This is a genomic window from Pseudomonas sp. FYR_7, assembly GCF_043106155.1.
In the GTDB taxonomy this organism is placed as follows: Bacteria; Pseudomonadota; Gammaproteobacteria; order Pseudomonadales; family Pseudomonadaceae; genus Aquipseudomonas; species Aquipseudomonas parafulva_B.
In genome coordinates this window covers 110,279-130,501 of sequence record NZ_JBICMI010000078.1, presented here as the reverse complement: position 1 = coordinate 130,501, position 20,223 = coordinate 110,279, and the positions used below count along the sequence as shown (strand labels likewise).

The following is a 20,223-nucleotide window of genomic DNA, read 5'->3' as shown; positions in this document are numbered from 1 at the left end:
CGCTCAATTCAGGTTTATGATGGCTCACGGCCGAACAACCTTCACACGGAGTGCGCAATGCAGACCCTCTACCCGCAGATCAAACCCTACGCCCGGCACGATCTGGCCGTGGAAGCGCCACACGTGCTGTACGTCGATGAAAGCGGCTCACCCGAAGGTTTGCCGGTGCTCTTCATTCATGGCGGCCCGGGTGCAGGCTGCGATGCCCAGAGCCGGTGCTATTTCGATCCCACCCTGTACCGCATCATCACCTTCGACCAGCGCGGCTGCGGCCGCTCCACTCCCCATGCCAGCCTGGAAAACAACACCACCTGGCACCTGGTGGAGGACATGGAGCGCATCCGTGAACACCTGGGCATCGACAAGTGGGTACTGTTCGGCGGCTCATGGGGCTCCACGCTCGCCCTGGCCTACGCCCAGACCCACCCTGAACGCGTGCATGGCCTGATCCTGCGCGGGATCTTCCTGTGCAGGCCTCAGGAGATACAGTGGTTCTACCAGGAAGGTGCCAGCCGCCTGTTCCCGGACTACTGGCAGGACTACATTGCGCCCATTCCACCGGAGGAGCGCGGCGATTTGGTCAGCGCGTTCCACAAGCGCCTGACCGGTTCTGACCAGATTGCCCAGATGCACGCGGCCAAGGCATGGTCCACCTGGGAGGGCCGTACGGCCACGCTGCGGCCCAACCCCCTGGTGGTGGATCGCTTCTCCGAGCCGCAACGGGCCTTGTCCATCGCCCGCATCGAATGCCACTACTTCATGAACAACGCCTTTCTCGAGCCGAACCAGCTGGTGCGCGATCTGCCCAGGATCGCCCACCTGCCAGCGGTGATCGTGCACGGGCGCTACGATGTGATCTGCCCACTGGACAACGCTTGGGAGCTGCACCAGGCGTGGCCGAACAGCGAATTGAAGGTGATTCGTGATGCCGGGCATGCCGCCTCCGAACCGGGCATTACCGATGCCCTGGTGCGCGCAGCCGACCAGATGGCCAGGCGCCTGCTCGACTTGCCCCTGGAAGAAGCATGAAGGGCCTGTTGCAACGGGTGCGCAACGCGCGGGTGGAAGTGCAGGGCCAGGTCATTGGCGCTGTTGAGCAAGGCCTGCTGGTACTGGTGGCCGTGGAGCCGGACGACACCCGCGAGCATGCCGACAAGCTGCTGCACAAGTTGTTGAACTACCGCGTGTTCAGCGATGAGCAGGGCAAGATGAACCTGTCGTTGAAAGAGGTGGGTGGCGGTCTGCTGCTGGTCTCGCAATTCACACTGGCGGCCGACACCCGCAACGGCATGCGACCCAGCTTTTCCACGGCGGCACCCCCGGCCCTGGGGGCCGAGCTGTTCGACTACCTGGTGACGCAAGCCAGAGGCCGCCATGCCGACGTTGCTACCGGTCAATTCGGTGCCGATATGCAGGTGCACCTCGTCAATGATGGCCCTGTAACACTACTGTTACAAATTTAAGGTTAAAAAAGCCGCTTTCCTGAATGAATAAGCGGTTCTATACCATAAATAGTTGTTGCAGCCTGATGCGTTGTCACGCGACCTGCTGGATAATCGCGCGCTGCATGAGGCCTGCGTTCGCAGGCCCGTTTCACTCTGACTCGAGCATTGTCCGTAGCCGTTTGGGGAATCATTACGCCCTTACGGGGTCCGAACAGTGCTCGCCAACCCGGCATTTGTCGCTGGCCGTTGGTTTCATGATCTGTTTTCGGCGAGGGTTGCTCGTGATTGTTAGTCCCCAAAAAGCATCAAGAATCCCCGGCGTCAGGCTACGCAAGGCGCTGATGGCCAGCATGGCAATCGTTGGCCTGATGAGCGCGGGCCAGCTGTGGGCATTCAATCTTGACGATGTTGCCGCCAAGGCAAAGGATCTGGCCGGCCAGAAGTACGAAGCGCCCAAAAGCAACCTGCCGGCCGTTTTCCGCGACATGAAGTTCGCGGACTACCAGAAGATCCATTTCCTGCAGGAAAAGGCCGAGTGGGCCAACGACAAGACGCCGTTCAAGCTGTCGTTCTACCACCAGGGCATGCATTTCGATACGCCGGTGAAAATCAACGAAGTCACCGCCACCAAGGTCCAGGAAATCAAGTACGACCCGAGCCGCTTCGAGTTCGGCGACGTGCCGCATGATGCCAATGCCACCAAGAACCTGGGCTATGCGGGCTTCCGCGTGCTGTACCCGATCAACAAGGCCGACAAGCAGGACGAAATCATGACCCTGCTTGGCGCCAGCTATTTCCGCGTCGTTGGCAAGGGCCATGTCTATGGCCTGTCGGCCCGTGGCTTGGCCATCGACACGGCGCTGCCCTCGGGCGAAGAATTCCCACGGTTCACCGAGTTCTGGGTCGAGAAGCCGCAGCCGGCCGACAAGCATTTAGTGATCTACGCGCTGCTGGACTCGCCGCGCTCAACCGGTGCCTACAAGCTCACCCTGCGTCCTGGCAACGACACGGTCGTTGACGTGCAGTCGCGCGTGTACCTGCGCGATCACGTCAGCCGCCTTGGCGTAGCGCCGTTGACCAGCATGTACCTGTTCGGCCCGAACCAGCCGTCCAAGGTCCTCAACTACCGCCCAGCGCTGCACGATTCCGAAGGCTTGTCCATCCATACCGGCAACGGCGAGTGGCTGTGGCGCCCGCTGAACAACCCCAAGCATCTGTCGGTCAGCAACTTCAGCGTCGAGAACCCGCGCGGGTTTGGTCTGATGCAGCGCCAGCGCGCCTTCAGCGACTATGAAGACCTGGACGATAACTACCAGAAGCGCCCAAGTGCCTGGATCGAACCCAAAGGCGACTGGGGCAAGGGGACCGTCGACCTGGTGGAAATCCCGACGGCCGACGAAACCAACGACAACATCGTTGCCTTCTGGAGCCCGGAAAAGCTGCCCGAGCCTGGCGAAGCGGCCGAGTTCGCCTACCGCCTGCACTGGACCATCGACGAGCCCAAGTTCCAGGCGCCTGAGTTGGGCTGGGTCAAGCAGACCCTGCGCTCCACCGGTGACGTCAAGCAGTCCAACCTGATCCGCCAGCCTGATGGCAGCGTGGCGTTCCTGGTCGACTTCGCAGGCCCGGCCCTGGCCGCCTTGCCTGAAGACACCCCGGTGCGCAGCCAGATCAGCGTGGGCGACAACGGTGAGGTGGTCGAGAATAACCTGCGCTACAACCCTGAAACCAAGGGCTGGCGCCTGACCCTGCGCCTGAAGGTCAAGGAGGCCAACAAGTCGACTGAAATGCGTGCAGCGCTGGTACGTGATGTGCCGGTAGAGGCGCCAGCGCCTGACAAGGACGCCAAGCAGGAAAAGGCGTCTGCCAAGCATGCCAAGGCCGAGAAGACCGTCAAGGCCGAACAACCTGCCGCCGACGCGGCGCCCGCTGCCGGGGCTGCGGCCACCACCGAAAAGGTGCTGACCGAAACCTGGACCTATCAGTTGCCTGCCGATGAGTAATCCGAGCCCAAGGCCGGTATCGCTTGGCGAATACCTGGCCCACCTTCCACTGAGCGATGAGCAGCGCGCGGAACTTGCCACGTGCACATCGTTCAGCGAACTGCACCAGCGCCTGGCGGCCACCTCGCCCGCCAGCCCAGCCGAGGCCGTGCAGGCCTCGGTGGGCTCGCGCCTGACGGTCGGCACTGCGGGCGAACTGGAAGAGGCCGAAATGCTCGGTGTGGACGGTAACGGGCGCCTGTGCCTGAAGATCGCGCCGCCCATCACGCGTACCAAGGTCGTGCCCGAACCATGGCGTACCAACCTGCTGGTGCGAGCATGGCGGCGCCTGACCGGGCGTAACAACGTACCGCAGCCACCCAAGCGTGAGTTGCCGGCGGCCCGCTGGCGTACTGTCGGTTCGATCCGCCGATACATCCTGTTGGCACTGATGATCGGGCAGACCTTGGTCGCTGGCTGGTACATGAAGAGCATCCTGCCCTACCAGGGCTGGTCGTTTGTCGATCTGGACGAAATCTTCGCCCAGCCGATCTGGGATACGGTGGTGCAGGTATGGCCGTACGCCTTGCAGACGTCCATCCTGATTCTCTTCGGGATTCTGTTCTGCTGGGTGTCGGCCGGCTTCTGGACAGCCCTGATGGGCTTCCTCGAGCTGCTGACCGGGCGCGACAAGTACAAGATTTCCGGCAGCAGTGCCGGCAACGAACCCATCGCGCCAGACGCACGGACCGCGCTGGTCATGCCGATCTGCAACGAAGACGTGCCGCGGGTGTTCGCAGGCCTGCGTGCAACGTTCGAGTCGGTGGCAGCCAGCGGTAACCTGGACCGCTTCGACTTCTTTGTGCTCAGCGACACCAACGACACCGACATTGCCGTTGCCGAGCAACAGGCATGGCTGGACGTGTGCCGTGAAACCAAGGGGTTCGGCCGTATCTTCTACCGCCGTCGCCGGCGTCGGGTGAAGCGCAAAAGCGGTAACCTCGACGACTTCTGCCGCCGCTGGGGCAGCGAGTACAAGTACATGGTGGTGCTGGACGCCGACAGCGTCATGAGCGGCGAATGCCTGAGCAGCCTGGTGCGCCTGATGGAGGCCAACCCTGATGCCGGCATCATCCAGACCGGGCCCAAGGCGTCGGGTATGGACACCCTGTATGCACGCATGCAGCAGTTCGCCACGCGCGTATACGGCCCATTGTTCACGGCCGGCCTGCATTTCTGGCAGCTGGGCGAGTCGCACTACTGGGGGCACAATGCGATCATCCGCATGAAGCCGTTCATCGAACACTGCGCATTGGCGCCATTGCCAGGCAAGGGTGCGTTCGCTGGGGCCATTCTCTCCCACGATTTCGTCGAAGCCGCGCTCATGCGCCGTGCCGGTTGGGGGGTATGGATCGCCTATGACTTGCCGGGCAGCTATGAAGAACTGCCGCCCAACCTGCTCGACGAACTCAAGCGCGACCGTCGCTGGTGCCATGGCAACCTGATGAACTTCCGGCTGTTCCTGGTCAAGGGCATGCACCCGGTGCACCGTGCCGTGTTCCTGACGGGTGTCATGTCCTACCTGTCTGCGCCGTTGTGGTTCCTGTTCCTGGTGCTGTCGACCGCGTTGCTGGCGACCAACACCTTGATGGAGCCCCAGTACTTCATCGAGCCGTACCAGCTGTACCCGCTGTGGCCTCAATGGCACCCGGAAAAAGCCGTGGCGTTGTTCTCCACCACCATCGTGCTGCTGTTCCTGCCCAAACTGCTCAGCGTCATCCTGATCTGGGCCAAGGGCGCGGTGGAGTACGGTGGGCGGATCAAGGTCACCTTGTCGATGCTCATGGAAATGCTGTTCTCCATGTTGCTGGCTCCGGTGCGCATGATCTTCCACACCCGCTTCGTGCTCGCCGCATTCCTGGGCTGGGCCGCCACCTGGAACTCTCCCCAGCGCGACGATGACTCCACGCCCTGGAGCGAGGCGGTCAAGCGCCATGGTCCGCAAACCTTGCTGGGCGTGGCATGGGCAGGCCTGGTAGCCTGGCTGAACCCCAGCTTCCTGTGGTGGCTGACGCCGATCGTGGGCTCGTTGATGCTGTCCATCCCGGTCTCGGTCATTTCCAGCCGTACCCGCCTGGGTCTGGCCGCCAAGGACGAGAAGCTGTTCCTGATTCCTGAGGAGTACGCCACGCCGCAGGAGCTGCTGGCCACGGACCAGTACACCCACGAGAACCGCTGGCACGCCCTGCGCGACGGTTTTGTGCGCGCTGTGGTGGACCCGCGGCAGAACGCCCTGGCGTGCGCCATGGCCACTGCCCGGCACGGTCAGGCAGCACCCATCGAGGCCATGCGGGCCGAACGCATCGCCAAAGCCCTGGAAGTCGGCCCCCATGGGCTCGACCTGGGCACGCGCCTGGCATTGCTGAGCGATCCCGTTGCGCTGACCCGCCTGCACGACCAGGTATGGTCGCAGCAGCACGCGGCATGGATCGAGGCCTGGCGCGCTTCGATCAAGAGCGACCCGCATTCGCCGTTGTTGCCGCTGCATCCTGAACAGGAAGGCCAACCGGCGCTCGCAGGCTCTTGACCTGCGCCATACGCGGGCCAGCCCGTTCTGACCTGCCCTGCAGCCGAGGCTTGCAGGTCAGACCGGAGCGGGTTGGCCCGCGACGCTTTCGCCCTTCTGGCCGATTTAGGCCAACAAAGTCCCCCCCGATGCTATATCGCCAGCGCGCCATGCGTTAGCATCCCTCTCCGATAGCTCACGGCGGCCCGCAAGGCCGTACCAATAAGAAAACGCGCTACTTCTACTTTCAGGGGACTTGGTGATGTTCAAGAAATACCTTTCGCGGCTGCTGGTGGGCATGACCGCTCTGGTAGCGGTGTCCGCTGCCCAGGCCGGGGCCATTGACGAGGCCGTCAAGCGTGGCACGCTGCGTGTGGGCATGGACCCGACCTACATGCCGTTCCAGATGACCAACAAGCGTGGCGAGATCATCGGCTTCGAGGTCGACATCCTCAAGGCCATGGCCAAGTCAATGGGCGTCAAGTTCGAAGCGGTATCCACCGCTTATGACGGCATCATTCCCGCCCTGCTGACCGACAAGTTCGACATGATCGGCAGCGGCATGACCCTGACCCAGGAGCGCAACCTGCGCCTGAACTTCAGCGAACCCTTCATCGTCGTGGGCCAGACCCTGCTGATCCGCAAGGACCTGGCCGGCGAGATCAAGTCGTACAAGGACCTGAACAACGAGAAGTATCGCCTGACCTCCAAGCTGGGGACCACCGGCGAGATGGTGTCCAAGAAGCTGATCGGCAAAGCCAAGTACCACGGCTATGACAATGAGCAGGAAGCGGTCATGGATGTGGTCAACGGCAAGGCGGATGCCTTTGTCTATGACGCTCCTTATAACGTAGTGGCCGTCGAGAAGGCCGGTGCGGGCAAGCTGCTGTTCCTCGAAGAACCCTTCACCTACGAGCCGCTGGCCTTCGGCCTGAAGAAAGGCGACTACGATAGCATCAACTTCATCAACAACTTCCTGCACCAGATCAAGCATGACGGGACCTACGATCGTATTCACGACAAGTGGTTCAAGAACAAGGACTGGCTCAAGGACATGGAATAAAAGGCACCTTCAGGCCGCAAGCTGCAGGCCGCAGCCAGTGACCGACCTTACGGGATCGGCCATAGGCTGCGGCTTGTGGCTTGCGGCCTGCCGTTTTCCGGAGTATCCAACGTGATCAAACACAAGAAGGCCCAGTGGCCCTGGCATGGGCTGACTGCACTGGTCCTGGTAGGCCTGGCCGTCAGCCTGTACATGGCCACCTCGATGATTTCCTACGAGTGGCGCTGGAACCGCGTCCCTCAGTATTTCGCCTATCAGGCCGAGGACGTACAGCGCGCGAGCGACTACGGCACCGTGCAGGAAGTCGTCATCACCGGGGATGAAGCCCGCGTCACCTTGAAGGATGAAAGCGGGGCGCTTCAGGTCCTGGACGTGGCCAAGGACAGCCTGCAACTGAGCCGCGGCGACGATGTGGCCGAAGGGGACCAGATAGGGGTGACCCGGCACTGGGCCGCAGGGCCACTGGCTTGGGGGTTGTGGACCACACTGTGGATTTCGGTGGTTTCCGGTGCGCTGGGGCTGCTGATCGGGCTGTTTGCCGGCCTGTGCCGGTTGTCGACCAACCCCACGCTGCATGACCTGTCGACCGTCTATGTCGAGCTGGTGCGCGGCACGCCGCTGCTGGTTCAGATCTTCATCTTCTACTTCTTCATCGGCACGGTCCTGAACCTGTCGCGGGAGTTTGCCGGTGTAGCCGCCCTGGCGCTGTTCACAGGTGCCTATGTGGCGGAAATCGTGCGTGCCGGCGTGCAGTCCATCGCTAAGGGGCAGAACGAAGCTGCGCGCTCGCTGGGCCTCAATGCCGGGCAGTCGATGCGTCATGTGATACTGCCCCAGGCGTTCAAGCGTGTACTGCCGCCGTTGGCTGGTCAGTTCATCAGCCTGGTCAAGGACACCTCGCTGGTGTCGGTGATCGCCATTACCGAACTGACGAAAAGCGGACGGGAAGCCATCACCACGTCGTTCTCGACCTTCGAGATCTGGTTCTGCGTGGCAGGCTTGTACCTGCTGATCAACCTGCCGCTGTCGCACATTGCCAGCCGGCTCGAGCGGAGGCTTGCGCAAAGTGATTGAAGTCCGTGACCTACTCAAGGTATTCGACACCCGTGGCCATGTGGTGCGGGCGGTCGACAACGTCACCACGCACGTGGCAAAAGGCGAAGTAGTCGTGGTCCTCGGCCCTTCGGGCTCGGGCAAGTCGACCTTCTTGCGTTGCCTCAACGGCCTGGAGCACTTCGACGAGGGCCATGTGGCCATCGCCGGCCTGGATCTGGCGCACCCCAAGACCGACATCAACGCCTACCGCCGCGAAGTCGGGATGGTGTTCCAGCATTTCAACCTGTTTCCGCACATGACCGTGCTGGAAAACCTGTGTCTGGCACAGAAGGTGGTGCGCAAGCGCAACAAGGCCGACCGCGAAGCCAAGGCCCGGGCCTTGTTGCAAAAGGTGGGGATCGCGGAGAAAGCCAACGAGTATCCGTCGCGGTTGTCGGGCGGTCAGCAGCAACGGGTCGCGATTGCCCGCGCGTTGGCCATGGACCCGAAAGTGATGCTGTTCGACGAGCCCACCTCGGCGCTGGACCCGGAAATGGTAGGGGAGGTGCTGGATGTGATGAAGACTCTGGCCCTGGAGGGCATGACCATGGTCTGTGTCACCCACGAAATGGGCTTTGCCCGTGAAGTGGCCGATCGCGTGCTGTTCTTCGACCATGGCAAGCTGCTGGAAGATGCCTCGCCAAACACGTTCTTCAATGCACCAAAGGATCCGCGCGCGCAGGCGTTCCTGCGTCAGGTGCTGTAACCGCTGAGGGGGGCTCTGCACCCCATTTGCGGAACAAGGTCGCTCCTACGACGGACCTGTATCCCTGAACGACCTTGTGCCGCAACGCGGCTCAACAATTCCGTCACCTGAACCGTCCCGCCAGCTCTGCAAACGGATCCCCAGCCGTGTGAATGCCACACTTGAACTGGCTGGGCCTTCACGGGTAACCGGAAGATCAGATCAGATATTGGTAAGACGGTCTTACTTTAAATGTAAAATTCTCACTCCGTGATATGGGGGGTCTCTGACGTCGGAGCGGGATTTCTTGGCGTATATTCATGGGGTTGATGGGCTCGAGTTGATCTAGGCCCGTATTGTTAGCAGGCAAGCCTAATAAGTCCATTTGCCTTACAAATTCAGAATGTAATGTAGTTGCTCTTTCCTTCAAGGCAAGGATCTGAGCGGATGAGTTCGCTCTGAGGTACTTTAATTCGCGCTTCTGCTTCTTTAATATCTTCAGATAACGGGTATGTTCGGCCCAGGCATCATAGTTTTCAGCCAGCTCTAAGCTGGTATATGTACTGTTGATGTCGGCTATAAGCTTGTCAATGCGTAATTGATGGTTAGAGATTTGCTTTCGGGTGTGCTGCATTTGATTGTAGGTATCCAGAGCAGCGGCCTTCTGGGTATCATATGCATTTAAATGCTTAGCGTTCCTAGTTTTATTAAAGATGTTAATAAGGGATTGTGGAGGTATCGGATAATGCCCTGACGGGTCTTTGTAGTTTGTCGGGTCCCCGCCGCAATACGAATAACTACTAATCACGGTGAAAGGTGAGATATTGTCTGGTGAGGCGAACCGCATAATTGATGGCAGGTAAAGCCTGTAGCCATTGCCTAGTAAATATCCTCTTGAGCTGACGTCGTAAGGTTCTCCGGCGAAAGCGATAGGGACTGACGCACTTGCAGGAGAGAAACCATAGGGCGTATAAGCAGGGGTGAACAGCGTGTTGTGAGAGTTTGCGGTATACATATGCAACCTGCTCTGAGTTGATGTTGATAACCTATCGTGAAATTTAAAGGGGGGGCAACTGGCATTTTTGCCAGTTGCCAGCGCCAGTGTATTTACAAGCTGAAACGCCTGACCATCCCCCTCAGTTGCTGCCCAAGCTGATCCAAATCTCCACTTGAAGCCGCCGTCTGCTCACTGGCTGCACTGGTCTGATCGGACGCATCACGCACATTCAACACGCTGCGATTGATCTGTTCGGCCACCACGCTCTGCTGTTCGCTGGCCGTGGCGATCTGCTGGTTCATACCCTGGATGCTCGAGACCGTCCCGGTGATCTGGCTCAGCGCATCGCCTGCCTTGCGGCTCAATTCCACGCTTTGCTCGGTAAGGTTCTTGCTGCTGTCCAGCAAGCGCGTAACTTCGTCGGTGCCGTTGTGCAGGCTGTCGATCAGTTGACCGATTTCTTCCGTGGCGGTGGAGGTGCGTTGGGCCAGGCCGCGCACTTCGTCGGCTACCACCGCGAAGCCCCGCCCGGCTTCACCCGCCCGTGCCGCCTCGATCGCGGCGTTGAGCGCCAGCAGGTTGGTCTGTTCGGAGACAGACTTGATCACGTCCAGAATACTGCCGATGCGCTGACTCTCGCCGGCCAGGTGCTGCATGGCTGCCAGGCAATGGTCCATCTGCCCGGACAACTGTTCGATACGCCCAATGGCTTCGGTCACCACCTGATCGCCCACCTGCGCCTGCTGGTCGGCATTGGTGGCGGCCATCGATGCCTGCTCTGCATTTTGCGCCACCTCCTGGACCGTGGCGCTCATCTGGTTCATGGCAGTGGCAACCTGGTCGGTCTCCTCTCGCTGCTGGTTGATGCGCACCTTGGTGTCTTCGCTGCTGGAGGCCAATTGCGACGCGGCTTGCGAGAGTTGCCCGACACCGTGGTCGATGCCGCCGATCAGTTCGCGCAAGCTTATTGTCATTTCACGCATGCTGGCCTGCAGCTTGCCCATCTCGTCGCGGCGCTGCACCGGCTCGACCTGGCTCAGGTCCCCTTTGGCGATACGTGCGGCCACCTCCAGGGTCTGGCGCAGCGGTTGGGTGATCTGCAATGTGATCAGCCACCCGGCGACCACGCCGACCAACAGCGCCAGCAGTGCCACGGTGGTCAACAGCGAGCGGGCGGCCAGTGCTTCCCTGTCGCGCTGTTCGACCTTGCGCTTGCCAAGTTCCAGGCTCACCGAGCGTAACTCGTCGCCGCGGCGCTCCATGGTGTTCTGCAGCTGCTCGGCCTTGACGGCGACTTGGCGGTACTGATCCAAGGTGGCACGGTATCGGGCCAATTCGGTGCCTGGTTGCTCGATCACGGCGCGCGGCAGCCCGAGAGGCGCCAGGCCCTTGACCAGTTGAGCCAGGCTAGTGCCTGCGGCCTCCAAGGCGCTTTCACCGACCTTGGCGAAGTCTTCGACAGGGGCGAAGGTGTAGGCCGGTACCAGGCTCTGCTGGTTGGCGCTCTCCACATGCCGACTCAGGGTATCCATCATGCCCAGCACATTGGTCTGCTGCCCATCGGCAGGCATCTTCAACAGGGCCTGGGTTTCAAGTTCATCGATGGCCGTGCTGAGTTTCTGTTCCTGAACGAGCAGAGCCTGGCGCAAGGTGGCGCGGCTGGTGGCAGTGCGCTGCAGCTCAGTGAAGTCATCGCGCAATTGCTGCAGCAAACCCAGCTTTTCGGTGAGCATCTGCCGTGATTCTTCGACGTTGCTGCGCTGCTGAAGGGTAGTGAGCCTATCGCTCAGCTGTTCGAGTATGCGGCCGATCCGCGTCTTGCTCTGCTCATCGTCGAGCACACGGTACGTGATGCGCTCGGCGCGCAGATCCTTAGTCAGGTCATTGATTTGGCCAATTTCGCTCAATTGCTGCGAACGAACGATGGCGCCGTCCAAAGCGCGCCAGCCACTGATCGTAGTGACCAGCGTGAGCAGCAGGACCACGGCGAAACCGAGGGCCAACTTGGCGGCGACGCTGATGTTGCCGAGCTTGCGGTTGAGGTAACCGAGCATGGGGATTCTCCGTGCAAGTGGAAGGAATGAAGAGCACGCGCAATACGTGCAAGCCATCCCTGCCCATCGGCGGAGGACGTGTAGGACTTGACCTGAAATCCATGTAGGAAAATTCGGAGCGGTCAGTCAGATCTTTTTCGGTTACGCAGCTATAACGGCAATGCCCGGTACGCGCCTATTCAAGCCACCTGCGTGCGCATAAAGAGGCTGCGTGCGAGCCTCATTCTGAATGCGCCTATTGACCGGCATGGTCATTGACCGCGCCGAAAGAGCTGCCCGTCAAAGCTTGAAACGCCCCACCAACCCCTGCAAGTGAGTGCCCAGGCGGGCCAGCTCGACACTGGAGCTGGCAGTCTGCTCGCTGGCCGCCGAGGTCTGGTCTGAAATATCCCGTACGTTGATCACGCTGCGGTTGATCTCTTCGGCCACCGCCGTTTGCTCCTCGGCTGCCGTGGCGATCTGCTGGTTCATCGCCTGGATGGACGAGACCGTACGGGTGATGTTTTCCAGCGAGCTGCCTGCACGGCGGGTCAGTTCGACGGTGCTGTCGGTGAGTTGCCGGCTGCTGTCCATCACGCTCGCTGCGCGCTGGGTGCCGCTTTGCAGGCCGGCGATCAGTTCCTCGATCTCTTCGGTGGATTGCTGCGTGCGTTGCGCCAGGCTGCGCACCTCGTCAGCCACCACTGCAAACCCGCGTCCGGCCTCGCCTGCACGGGCCGCTTCGATCGCCGCGTTGAGCGCCAGCAGGTTGGTCTGCTGGGCCACCGACTTGATCACATCCAGCACGCTACCGATCTTGTCGCTTTCACCCTTGAGCTGGCTCATGGCTTCGCTGGAGTTGGCCACCTCGCTGGCCAGCCGCTCGATCTGCGCCACCGCTTCGCTGACCACACGATCGCCCTCACGGGCCTGCTGGTCGGCCATGACGGCTGCCTCCGAGGCCTGCTCGGCGTTACGTGCCACGTCGTGAACGGTCGCCGTCATCTGGTTCATCGCCGTGGCAACCTGGTCAGTCTCCACCTTCTGGTTGGTAACCCCTGCGCTGGTCTGCTCGGTCACTGCCGAGAGCTCTTCGGCAGCACTGGCAATCTGGGTTACGCCATCGCCTATGCCACCAATCAGGTCGCGCAGGCCTTGGGTCATGCGCTGCATGCTGGCCTGCAACTGGCCAAGCTCGTCTCGACGCCTCGAAGGCTCATGCAGGGTGAGATCGCCGCTGGCCACCCGTTCAGCCCCGCGCAGCGCCTCGCGCAGCGGCAGGATGATCTGGCGGGTAATCACCCAGGCTGCCAGCAGGCCCAGCAAGACGGCCAGGCCCGTGGCCAACCCCAGCAACGCCTTTGCCTGAGCGGCCGCCGTGTCACGTACCTGGGTCTGCGAGCTGGTCATGGCCTGGCTGGTCTGCATCAAGGTCACGCCTTGGTCGGCCATCTGCTGCAACGCCTGGGCGCTGGCGCTCTGCGCTTCGCCGAACTGCATCACGGCGTCGCGGTAGCCGCCCATGGCGGTACTGGCGTCGGTCAGGCCGGCGGCGAATTCAGCAGGCAGCTTGGCGGGCAGCCCTCGCAACTCGTCCAGCGCCTGGTCGATGGCCTTGAGTGCCGTTTGCTGATAGTCGGCGTTGCCGCTATAGGTGTAACCACGCACCTGGAAGCGCGCTTGCTGGAGCAGGCTGTTGACGGTGACGGCATATTGGTACTGGGTGATATCGCCCGCTTGAAGCAGGCGCTGCTGGACCCGGCCCACCAGTTCGACGGCCTTGTCCGCGCTGTCCCCCAACACGCCACGGCTGGCCTCGCGCCGCAAGTTCGACTGTTTGAGCTGCGCGAAGGCTTGCTGGTAGGCCGCTACCGCATCGCGCTGCTGTTCGAGGCGCTGATGATCGGCGGGTTCGTCGATCTGGCCAAGCATCAGCTGAACCTGACGGTCCAGGGTGCCAAGCGCCTTCTCCATCTCGCCGATCGAGGCTTCGTCGCGCTGGCGTTCATAATGCTGACGGGCAATGCGCAGCTCCTGGGCGTACTGCTGGATGACCGAGATGTTGCCCAGCTTGTCACCCCTGGCCGTGATGCTGTTCATGCCGTGCCACCCGGTCAGGGTGATGATCAGTGTCAGCAGCAACACCAGGCCGAAGCCCAGCGCCAGTTTGCGGGTCACACTCACGTTGCCCAAAAGCTGGGTTAACCATCGATTCATAGAAACTCCCTGGCGGCTTGGCAGCACGATTTAGTTGTTGTTGCCAATGCCATCGGCCAGGGAAACGGAAACTTGATGGGTAAAAGCTGACCGGTTCGTCAGAATATACGTGAGAGCAAGGCCGTGACGGCCGTTTCCACCCGAAGGATGCGTGCACCGAGCTGCACCGGGGCCAAACCCGCTTTGCCCAGCAGATCCACCTCGTAGGGGATCCACCCGCCTTCCGGGCCAATGGCCAGGGTGACTGCCTGTTCTACCGCGCGAGGGCAGTCGGGATAGTCGCCTGGGTGACCGACCAGCCCAAGGGTGCCTTCGGCGATGGCAGGCAGACGGTCCTCGACGAAGGGTTTGAAGCGTTTTTCGATGATGACTTCTGGCAGCACGGTGTCACGTGCCTGTTCCAGACCCAGGATCAGGTTTTCACGGATGACGTCGGGCTGAAGGAAGGGGGTTTGCCAGAAGCTCTTTTCCACCTTGTAGCTGTTGAGCAGGATCAGGCGCGGCACCCCAAGGGTGGCGACGGTCTGGAACAGCCTGCGCAGCATCTTGGGCCGTGGCACCGCCAGCACCAGGGTCAACGGCAGCTTGGCCGGTGGCGCCTGATCGAAGCTGACGTGAAGCTCGGCTTCATGGCGCTCCAGGCGCTGCACCATCGCCAGGCCCATCAGGCCGTTGATGCGGCCAACGCGCAACGTGTCACCGACGGCGACCCCGTGCACATCCTGCATATGGACGAAACGCCGATCAGCCAATACAACCCGGTCAGCCGCGATGAAATCGGCCTCCTCCAGCAGAAGCAGGTTCACGGCTGCGTCGCGGGTGGTTGGTCTTGATGATCATCGGCAGGCTGTTCGTCGCTGCCACGCTTGCGAATCAGGCTGCCGCACAGCACGCCGACCTCGAACAGTAGCCACATGGGGACGGCCAACAGGGTCTGGGAGAAGATGTCCGGGGGCGTCAGCACCATGCCGACAACGAAGCAGCCAATGATCACGTAGGGGCGGATCTTCTTCAGGTACTTCACATCGACCACGCCGATCCAGACCAGCAGCACCACGGCCACCGGAATCTCGAAGGCTACGCCGAAGGCGAAGAACAACGTCATCACGAAGTCCAGGTAGCTGGCGATGTCGGTCATCATCGATACGCCTTCAGGCGTTGCGCTGGCGAAGAAGCCAAAGATCAACGGGAAGACCAGAAAATAGGCAAAGGCCATGCCGGCATAGAACAGCACGATGCTCGACATCAGCAGGGGTATGGCGATGCGCTTTTCATGACGGTACAGGCCTGGTGCGATGAAGCCCCAGATCTGCTGCAGGATGAAGGGGATCGCCAGGAACAGCGAAACAATCATGGTCAGCTTGAACGGCGTCAGGAAGGGCGAGGCCACGTCAGTGGCGATCATGGTCGCATTGGCGGGCAGATGATCACGCAGCGGCGCCGAGACCAGGGTGTAGATCTGCTGGGCGAAGGAAAACAACCCGGCAAAGATCAGGAAGATGACGGCAACGCAACGCAGCAGGCGGGTGCGCAGTTCGGTCAGGTGCGAAACCAGCGGCATGGGCTGGTCGTGTTCCGGGTTCTCGCTCATGGGGCTCGCGGCGGCTCGGGCGCTACAGGGGTAGGGTGCGCAGTGGCTGGGGCGGTTACATCGGTTTCAGCTGGCGTGGTTGGCAGGCCAGTGGGGGGCTGTACGGTGGCCGTGGTCACCGGAGGCTGGGCAGGCGGCGCATTGGGGTTGAGGATGCGCTTGGCCTGCTCTTCCATGTGCATGATGTGCTCGTTGTGCAGCTGGCGGCGGATGTCATCGGCGCCGATTTCGCGTTCGACTTCCATCTTGATGCTGTTGAAGCTGCGTTTGAGCCGGCCGATCCACAAGCCCGCCGTGCGGGCGGCGCCCGGCAAGCGCTCGGGGCCGAGCACCAGCAGGGCGACGAGGCCGACGAGCAGCAGCTCGCTGAAACTGATGCCGAACATAAGTCAGTCTTTCCGCTGCGGCTCTTGGACCGGTTGGGCCTGGCCTTCGATGGTATGGCCCTGGCTGGCCTGGGCAGTGGTCTGCACCGGTTGCACAGGGGGTACGGGCTGGGCCGGAGGAGGGGTAGGTTCAGCCGGCTTGGTTTCTTCTTCGTTCATGGCCTTGCGAAAGCCCTTGATCGATTCGCCCAGGTCGCTGCCGAGGTTCTTCAGCTTCTTGGTGCCGAACACCAGCACCACCACGACCAGCAGGACGATCCAGTGTTTCCAGTCAAAGATACCCATTTCGTACTCCCGAAAATTGTGTGAAGGTCACCGGGCGTCAGCCCTGAACATACATCAGGCCGAAGGCTGGCGGGCGGCTTTTTCGTCATGGCCCGACAACCCGAAGCGCCGGTCGAGCTCGTCGAGCACGGCTTGCGGGTGCTGACCCAGGGCGCTGAGCATCACCAGGCTGTGAAACCACAGGTCGGCCGTTTCATAGATGACGTCGCTGCAGTCCTTGCTGAGCGCAGCATCCTTGGCGGCAATGATGGTTTCAACCGACTCTTCGCCGAGCTTTTCCAGAATCTTGTTGAGGCCCTTGTGGTACAGGCTGGCCACATAGGAGCTGTCCGGCGCCGCCTGTTTGCGTTCTTCGAGCACGGCGGCCAGCCGGTTGAGGGTGTCGCTCATGTCAGTGTCCTGCGTCGTAGATGGCGTGCGGGTCTTTCAGGACCGGGTCGACGGTGGCCCACTGGCCGTCTGCGTAGATGCGGTAGAAGCAGCTTTCCCGGCCGGTATGGCAAGCGATGTGGCCCACCTGCTCGACCATGAGGATGATCACGTCGGCGTCGCAGTCCAGGCGCATTTCGTGAAGTTTTTGCACATGGCCCGACTCCTCGCCCTTGCGCCACAGTTTGCCACGCGAGCGCGACCAGTAGATGGCGCGTTGCTCGGCAGCGGTCAACGCCAGTGCCTCACGGTTCATCCACGCCATCATCAGCACGCGTCCGGTCTTGTGGTCCTGGGCGATGGCCGGCACAAGGCCATCGCTGTTCCACTTGATCTCGTCCAGCCAGTCTTTCATCGTCGACTCCAAAACGGGCCCGTCTGCGTCGCGGGCCTTTTGCGCTAGTGTGCCAGCCACGGGCGCGGCTGGCTATTGGCGCACGATCAGGTAAAGGCCTGCGGCCAGCATCAACCAGGCCGGCCACGCCGTGGCGGCCGCCAGGCTACCGGCCTGCAGGGCGACACCGCCCAGGATCACACCCCCGCCCAGCAAGCCGGCACCGAGCAGGCGCAGGGCCCAATGGTCGCCATTTCGGCGCTCTGGCATCTTGGGGTCGTGCAGGTGCGGTTGCGACAGTCGTTCGAGCAAGTCCCGGGTCATGTTGGCCAGGTGCGGCAACTGCTCAGCCTGGCTGTGCAGGTTGCCCAGCAAGGCCTTGGGGCTCATGCGCTGGCGCATCCAGCGCTCAAGATAAGGCTTGGCCGTGCTCCACAGGTCCAGCTCAGGGTACAGCTGACGTCCCAGGCCTTCGATGTTGAGCAGGGTCTTCTGCAGCAGCACCAGTTGAGGTTGCACTTCCATGTTGAAGCGGCGCGCGGTCTGGAACAGGCGCATCAGCACCTGGCCGAAGGAAATATCCTTGAGGGGTTTTTCGAAGATCGGCTCGCACACGGTGCGGATGGCCGCTTCGAACTCATTGACCTTGGTGTTGGCCGGTACCCAGCCCGAGTCGATGTGTAGCTGGGCGACGCGGCGATAGTCGCGCTTGAAGAAGGCAATCAGGTTGCGCGCGAGGTAATCCTGGTCTTCATCGGTGAGGCTGCCGACGATGCCGCAGTCGATGGCGATGTACTTGGGGCTCCACGGCTTGACCGTGCTCACGAAGATGTTGCCTGGGTGCATGTCGGCATGGAAGAAGCTGTCACGAAACACCTGCATGAAGAACACTTCGACGCCGCGTTCGGCCAGCATCTTCATGTCGGTGCGCTGATCGGCGAGGGTAGCCATGTCGGTCACCGGCACGCCGTAGATACGCTCCATCACCAGCACTTTGGGCCGGCACCAGTCCCAATAGACCTGGGGCACGTACATGAGTTCGGAATCCTCGAAATTGCGCCGCAGCTGGCTGGCGTTGGCCGCCTCGCGAAGCAGGTCGAGTTCGTCGTAGATGGTTTTCTCGTAATCGCCGACAACCTCCACCGGGTGCAGGCGACGTGCATCGGCAGAAAGGCGCTCGGCACCCTTGGCGATCAGGAACAGCCAGGCAATGTCGGCAGCGATGATTGGCTTGAGCCCCGGCCGTACCACCTTGACCACCACTTCTTCACCGCTTTTCAGGCGCGCGGCGTGCACTTGCGCCACCGATGCGGACGCCAGGGGCTCCACGTCGAAGCGGCTGAACACCTCGCCCACCTTGGCCCCAAGCTGGGCTTCGATCAGCGCCACGGCTTTTTGCGGGTCGAACGGCGGTACTCGGTCTTGGAGCAGCATCAGCTCGTCGGCAATGTCAGTGGGCAGCAAGTCGCGCCGGGTAGACAACAGCTGGCCGAACTTGATGAAGATAGGCCCTAGGTCCTGCAGCGCCATGCGCAACCGCGCGCCGCGGCTCAGTTCCGAGGCGCGACGCGGTAGCCAGCGCCACGGCAACAGCAGCCGCAGGCTCATCAACCACCAGGGCAGAGGGTAGTCGAACAGCAAGTCATCGAGCCGGTAGCGGATGACGACGCGCTGGATGCGGAAAAGGCGGCGGAAGGCGAGCAGCTTCATGCGTTATCGCTGGAATCAAGGGATCGGGAAAGGCGCAGGATGCGCGCCTCGAGGCGTTCTGTATCGACCTTCATGGCATCGAGTTCGCTGAAGGCGGCCTCGGCTTCGCGTTTGCCTACCAGCGTACGCGATTCTTCCGCCAGATACTCGGACAGGCTCTGGCTCAGGCGTGCCAGGCCTTGACGGGTCCACCGGGTGCGCAGGCGGATGTGCCCTGCGATCAGGGCCGTGGGCACAGGGCCCAGCCACTTCTGCAACTCATGCTCCCAGTCCAGCTCCAGGTCCTGGAAAATGCCGAACAGATCGAGCAAGGCCGCGGTATCGCCGTGCAACGCCACATGGGGGCTGTGCAGGACTGCCGTCTTGTCTCGCGACAACGCCAGGTGCGCCAGGCTTGCCGCCGGCGCGCTCAACCGGCAGTCGACTTCGCCTTCCCAGGCACTGGCCAGCATCAGGCCCTGCTCGTCAGGCAGGATGAAGACCTGCATGGCCGGTTGGCGGCAGTCGATCTCGATGACCTTGCCTTCCAGCGCTGCTAGCCTTGGCAATGCCGTGCTGTCCATGCGCAGGACGCGGTTCAGGCCATGTTCGGCGCTGGCGAGCAGACCGGCCATGAGCATCAGGGCTTGATCCCCCGGTGCACGGCCACGATGCCGCTGGTCATGTTGTGGTAGGTCACCCGGTCGAACCCGGCCTGCACCATCATGGCCTTGAGGGTTTCCTGGTCAGGGTGCATGCGGATCGATTCGGCCAGGTAGCGGTAGCTCTCGGAATCGTTGGTGATCAGCTTGCCGGCCAGGGGCATGAAGGCGAATGAGTAGGCGTCGTAGGCCTTGGACATCAGCTTGTTGGTCGGCTTGGAGAACTCCAGCACCAGCAGGCGGCCACCCGGCTTGAGCACGCGCAGCATGGAGCGAATGGCATCTTCCTTGTGGGTGACGTTGCGCAGGCCGAAGGCGATGGTCACGCAGTCGAAATGGTTGTCCGGAAACGGCAGCTTTTCAGCGTCGGCCTGGACGAACTCAATGTTGCCGGCCACGCCACGGTCCAGTAGGCGGTCGCGGCCGACCTTGAGCATGGACTCGTTGATGTCGGCCAGCACCACGTGCCCGGTCGGGCCCACCAGGCGCGAGAACTTGGCTGCCAGGTCGCCCGTGCCGCCGGCGATGTCCAGCACACGGTTGCCGCTGCGAACGCCCGACAGCTCGATGGTGAAGCGCTTCCACAGGCGGTGCATGCCGCCGGACAGCACGTCGTTCATCAGGTCGTATTTGGCCGCCACCGAGTGGAACACTTCGGCAACCTTGCGCGCCTTCTGGCTTTCAGGCACGTCCTGGTAGCCAAAATGGGTCGTGGGTTCGGCGTGGTCGCCTTTGCGCTGGTCGTTCATATCGCTTCACCGAAA

Annotated in this window: 19 protein-coding genes and 2 pseudogenes; 7 read left to right on the top strand and 14 right to left on the bottom strand. The window is 61.8% G+C overall.

What is annotated here, in order from left to right; genetic code table 11:
• Positions 1-57 precede the first annotated feature (57 nt).
• The 7 genes from pip (at position 58) to ACF8R3_RS20250 (ending at position 8,857) form a co-directional block, all read left to right on the top strand.
• On the top strand, positions 58-1,029 hold the full coding sequence (pip, locus tag ACF8R3_RS20280; protein ID WP_058604272.1) for a prolyl aminopeptidase: 972 nt from the start codon (positions 58-60) through the stop codon (positions 1,027-1,029).
• Entirely contained in the window at positions 1,026-1,463 is a 438-nt protein-coding gene (dtd, locus tag ACF8R3_RS20275) for a D-aminoacyl-tRNA deacylase (protein ID WP_058604273.1), read from the top strand. Before pip ends, dtd begins: the two co-directional genes overlap by 4 nt.
• A 263-nt stretch (positions 1,464-1,726) precedes the next feature.
• Positions 1,727-3,448: a glucan biosynthesis protein G gene (locus tag ACF8R3_RS20270; protein WP_392516058.1), complete on the top strand. Its 1,722-nt coding sequence runs from the start codon at positions 1,727-1,729 to the stop codon at positions 3,446-3,448.
• On the top strand, positions 3,441-6,014 hold the full coding sequence (gene mdoH / locus ACF8R3_RS20265; RefSeq protein ID WP_392516057.1) for a glucans biosynthesis glucosyltransferase MdoH: 2,574 nt from the start codon (positions 3,441-3,443) through the stop codon (positions 6,012-6,014). The genes ACF8R3_RS20270 and mdoH overlap by 8 nt, the downstream gene beginning before the upstream one ends.
• A 241-nt stretch (positions 6,015-6,255) precedes the next feature.
• Positions 6,256-7,056 carry a transporter substrate-binding domain-containing protein gene (locus tag ACF8R3_RS20260; protein WP_023533017.1) on the top strand — a complete coding sequence of 267 codons (801 nt, stop codon included), beginning with the start codon at positions 6,256-6,258 and terminating at the stop codon, positions 7,054-7,056.
• Positions 7,057-7,167: 111 nt separating this feature from the next.
• Positions 7,168-8,130 carry an amino acid ABC transporter permease gene (locus ACF8R3_RS20255; protein ID WP_058639867.1) on the top strand — a complete coding sequence of 321 codons (963 nt, stop codon included), beginning with the start codon at positions 7,168-7,170 and terminating at the stop codon, positions 8,128-8,130.
• Entirely contained in the window at positions 8,123-8,857 is a 735-nt protein-coding gene (locus ACF8R3_RS20250; protein ID WP_058639881.1) for an amino acid ABC transporter ATP-binding protein, read from the top strand. The genes ACF8R3_RS20255 and ACF8R3_RS20250 overlap by 8 nt, the downstream gene beginning before the upstream one ends.
• Before the next feature lie 196 nt (positions 8,858-9,053).
• Here the strand turns inward: ACF8R3_RS20250 and ACF8R3_RS20245 are convergent, their stop codons facing one another.
• The 14 genes and pseudogenes from ACF8R3_RS20245 to ubiE form a co-directional block, all read right to left on the bottom strand.
• Complete coding sequence (locus ACF8R3_RS20245) at positions 9,054-9,851, bottom strand: RHS repeat-associated core domain-containing protein (protein ID WP_392516056.1); 798 nt, start codon at positions 9,849-9,851, stop codon at positions 9,054-9,056.
• A 92-nt stretch (positions 9,852-9,943) separates the two neighbouring features.
• Positions 9,944-10,648, bottom strand: a complete 705-nt coding sequence (locus ACF8R3_RS20240; RefSeq protein ID WP_372239205.1) for a methyl-accepting chemotaxis protein — start codon at positions 10,646-10,648, stop codon at positions 9,944-9,946.
• 198 nt (positions 10,649-10,846) lie between these two features.
• Positions 10,847-11,887 (bottom strand): annotated as a pseudogene (locus tag ACF8R3_RS20235) (methyl-accepting chemotaxis protein); the annotation flags it as partial.
• A gap of 279 nt (positions 11,888-12,166) precedes the next feature.
• Positions 12,167-13,030: a methyl-accepting chemotaxis protein gene (locus ACF8R3_RS20230; protein WP_392475194.1), complete on the bottom strand. Its 864-nt coding sequence runs from the start codon at positions 13,028-13,030 to the stop codon at positions 12,167-12,169.
• Positions 13,022-13,966: pseudogene (locus tag ACF8R3_RS20225) on the bottom strand (methyl-accepting chemotaxis protein); the annotation flags it as partial. The gene ACF8R3_RS20230 and the pseudogene ACF8R3_RS20225, both read right to left, overlap by 9 nt.
• 215 nt (positions 13,967-14,181) lie before the next feature.
• Entirely contained in the window at positions 14,182-14,889 is a 708-nt protein-coding gene (locus ACF8R3_RS20220; RefSeq protein ID WP_392475151.1) for a 16S rRNA (uracil(1498)-N(3))-methyltransferase, read from the bottom strand.
• Complete coding sequence (tatC, locus tag ACF8R3_RS20215) at positions 14,886-15,674, bottom strand: twin-arginine translocase subunit TatC (RefSeq protein WP_058604281.1); 789 nt, start codon at positions 15,672-15,674, stop codon at positions 14,886-14,888. Before tatC ends, ACF8R3_RS20220 begins: the two co-directional genes overlap by 4 nt.
• The gene (gene tatB, locus ACF8R3_RS20210) at positions 15,671-16,060 is read right to left on the bottom strand and encodes a Sec-independent protein translocase protein TatB (RefSeq protein ID WP_058639872.1); all 390 of its coding nucleotides are present in this window, start codon (positions 16,058-16,060) and stop codon (positions 15,671-15,673) included. Before tatB ends, tatC begins: the two co-directional genes overlap by 4 nt.
• A gap of 3 nt (positions 16,061-16,063) precedes the next feature.
• Complete coding sequence (locus tag ACF8R3_RS20205) at positions 16,064-16,345, bottom strand: twin-arginine translocase TatA/TatE family subunit (protein ID WP_023533071.1); 282 nt, start codon at positions 16,343-16,345, stop codon at positions 16,064-16,066.
• A gap of 54 nt (positions 16,346-16,399) precedes the next feature.
• A complete protein-coding gene (locus tag ACF8R3_RS20200; RefSeq protein WP_023532983.1) occupies positions 16,400-16,735 on the bottom strand; it encodes a phosphoribosyl-ATP diphosphatase in 336 nt (111 codons plus the stop codon).
• A 1-nt stretch (position 16,736) separates the two neighbouring features.
• The gene (gene hisI / locus ACF8R3_RS20195) at positions 16,737-17,129 is read right to left on the bottom strand and encodes a phosphoribosyl-AMP cyclohydrolase (RefSeq protein WP_182139345.1); all 393 of its coding nucleotides are present in this window, start codon (positions 17,127-17,129) and stop codon (positions 16,737-16,739) included.
• Between the two features lie 72 nt (positions 17,130-17,201).
• Complete coding sequence (gene ubiB / locus ACF8R3_RS20190) at positions 17,202-18,818, bottom strand: ubiquinone biosynthesis regulatory protein kinase UbiB (RefSeq protein ID WP_058639874.1); 1,617 nt, start codon at positions 18,816-18,818, stop codon at positions 17,202-17,204.
• Positions 18,815-19,438 (bottom strand): SCP2 domain-containing protein, encoded by a 624-nt coding sequence (locus tag ACF8R3_RS20185; RefSeq protein WP_196186591.1) that lies wholly within the window; start codon positions 19,436-19,438, stop codon positions 18,815-18,817. The genes ubiB and ACF8R3_RS20185 overlap by 4 nt, the downstream gene beginning before the upstream one ends.
• Positions 19,438-20,208 carry a bifunctional demethylmenaquinone methyltransferase/2-methoxy-6-polyprenyl-1,4-benzoquinol methylase UbiE gene (gene ubiE, locus ACF8R3_RS20180; RefSeq protein ID WP_058604286.1) on the bottom strand — a complete coding sequence of 257 codons (771 nt, stop codon included), beginning with the start codon at positions 20,206-20,208 and terminating at the stop codon, positions 19,438-19,440. The genes ACF8R3_RS20185 and ubiE overlap by 1 nt, the downstream gene beginning before the upstream one ends.
• Between the last annotated feature and the right edge of the window lie 15 nt (positions 20,209-20,223).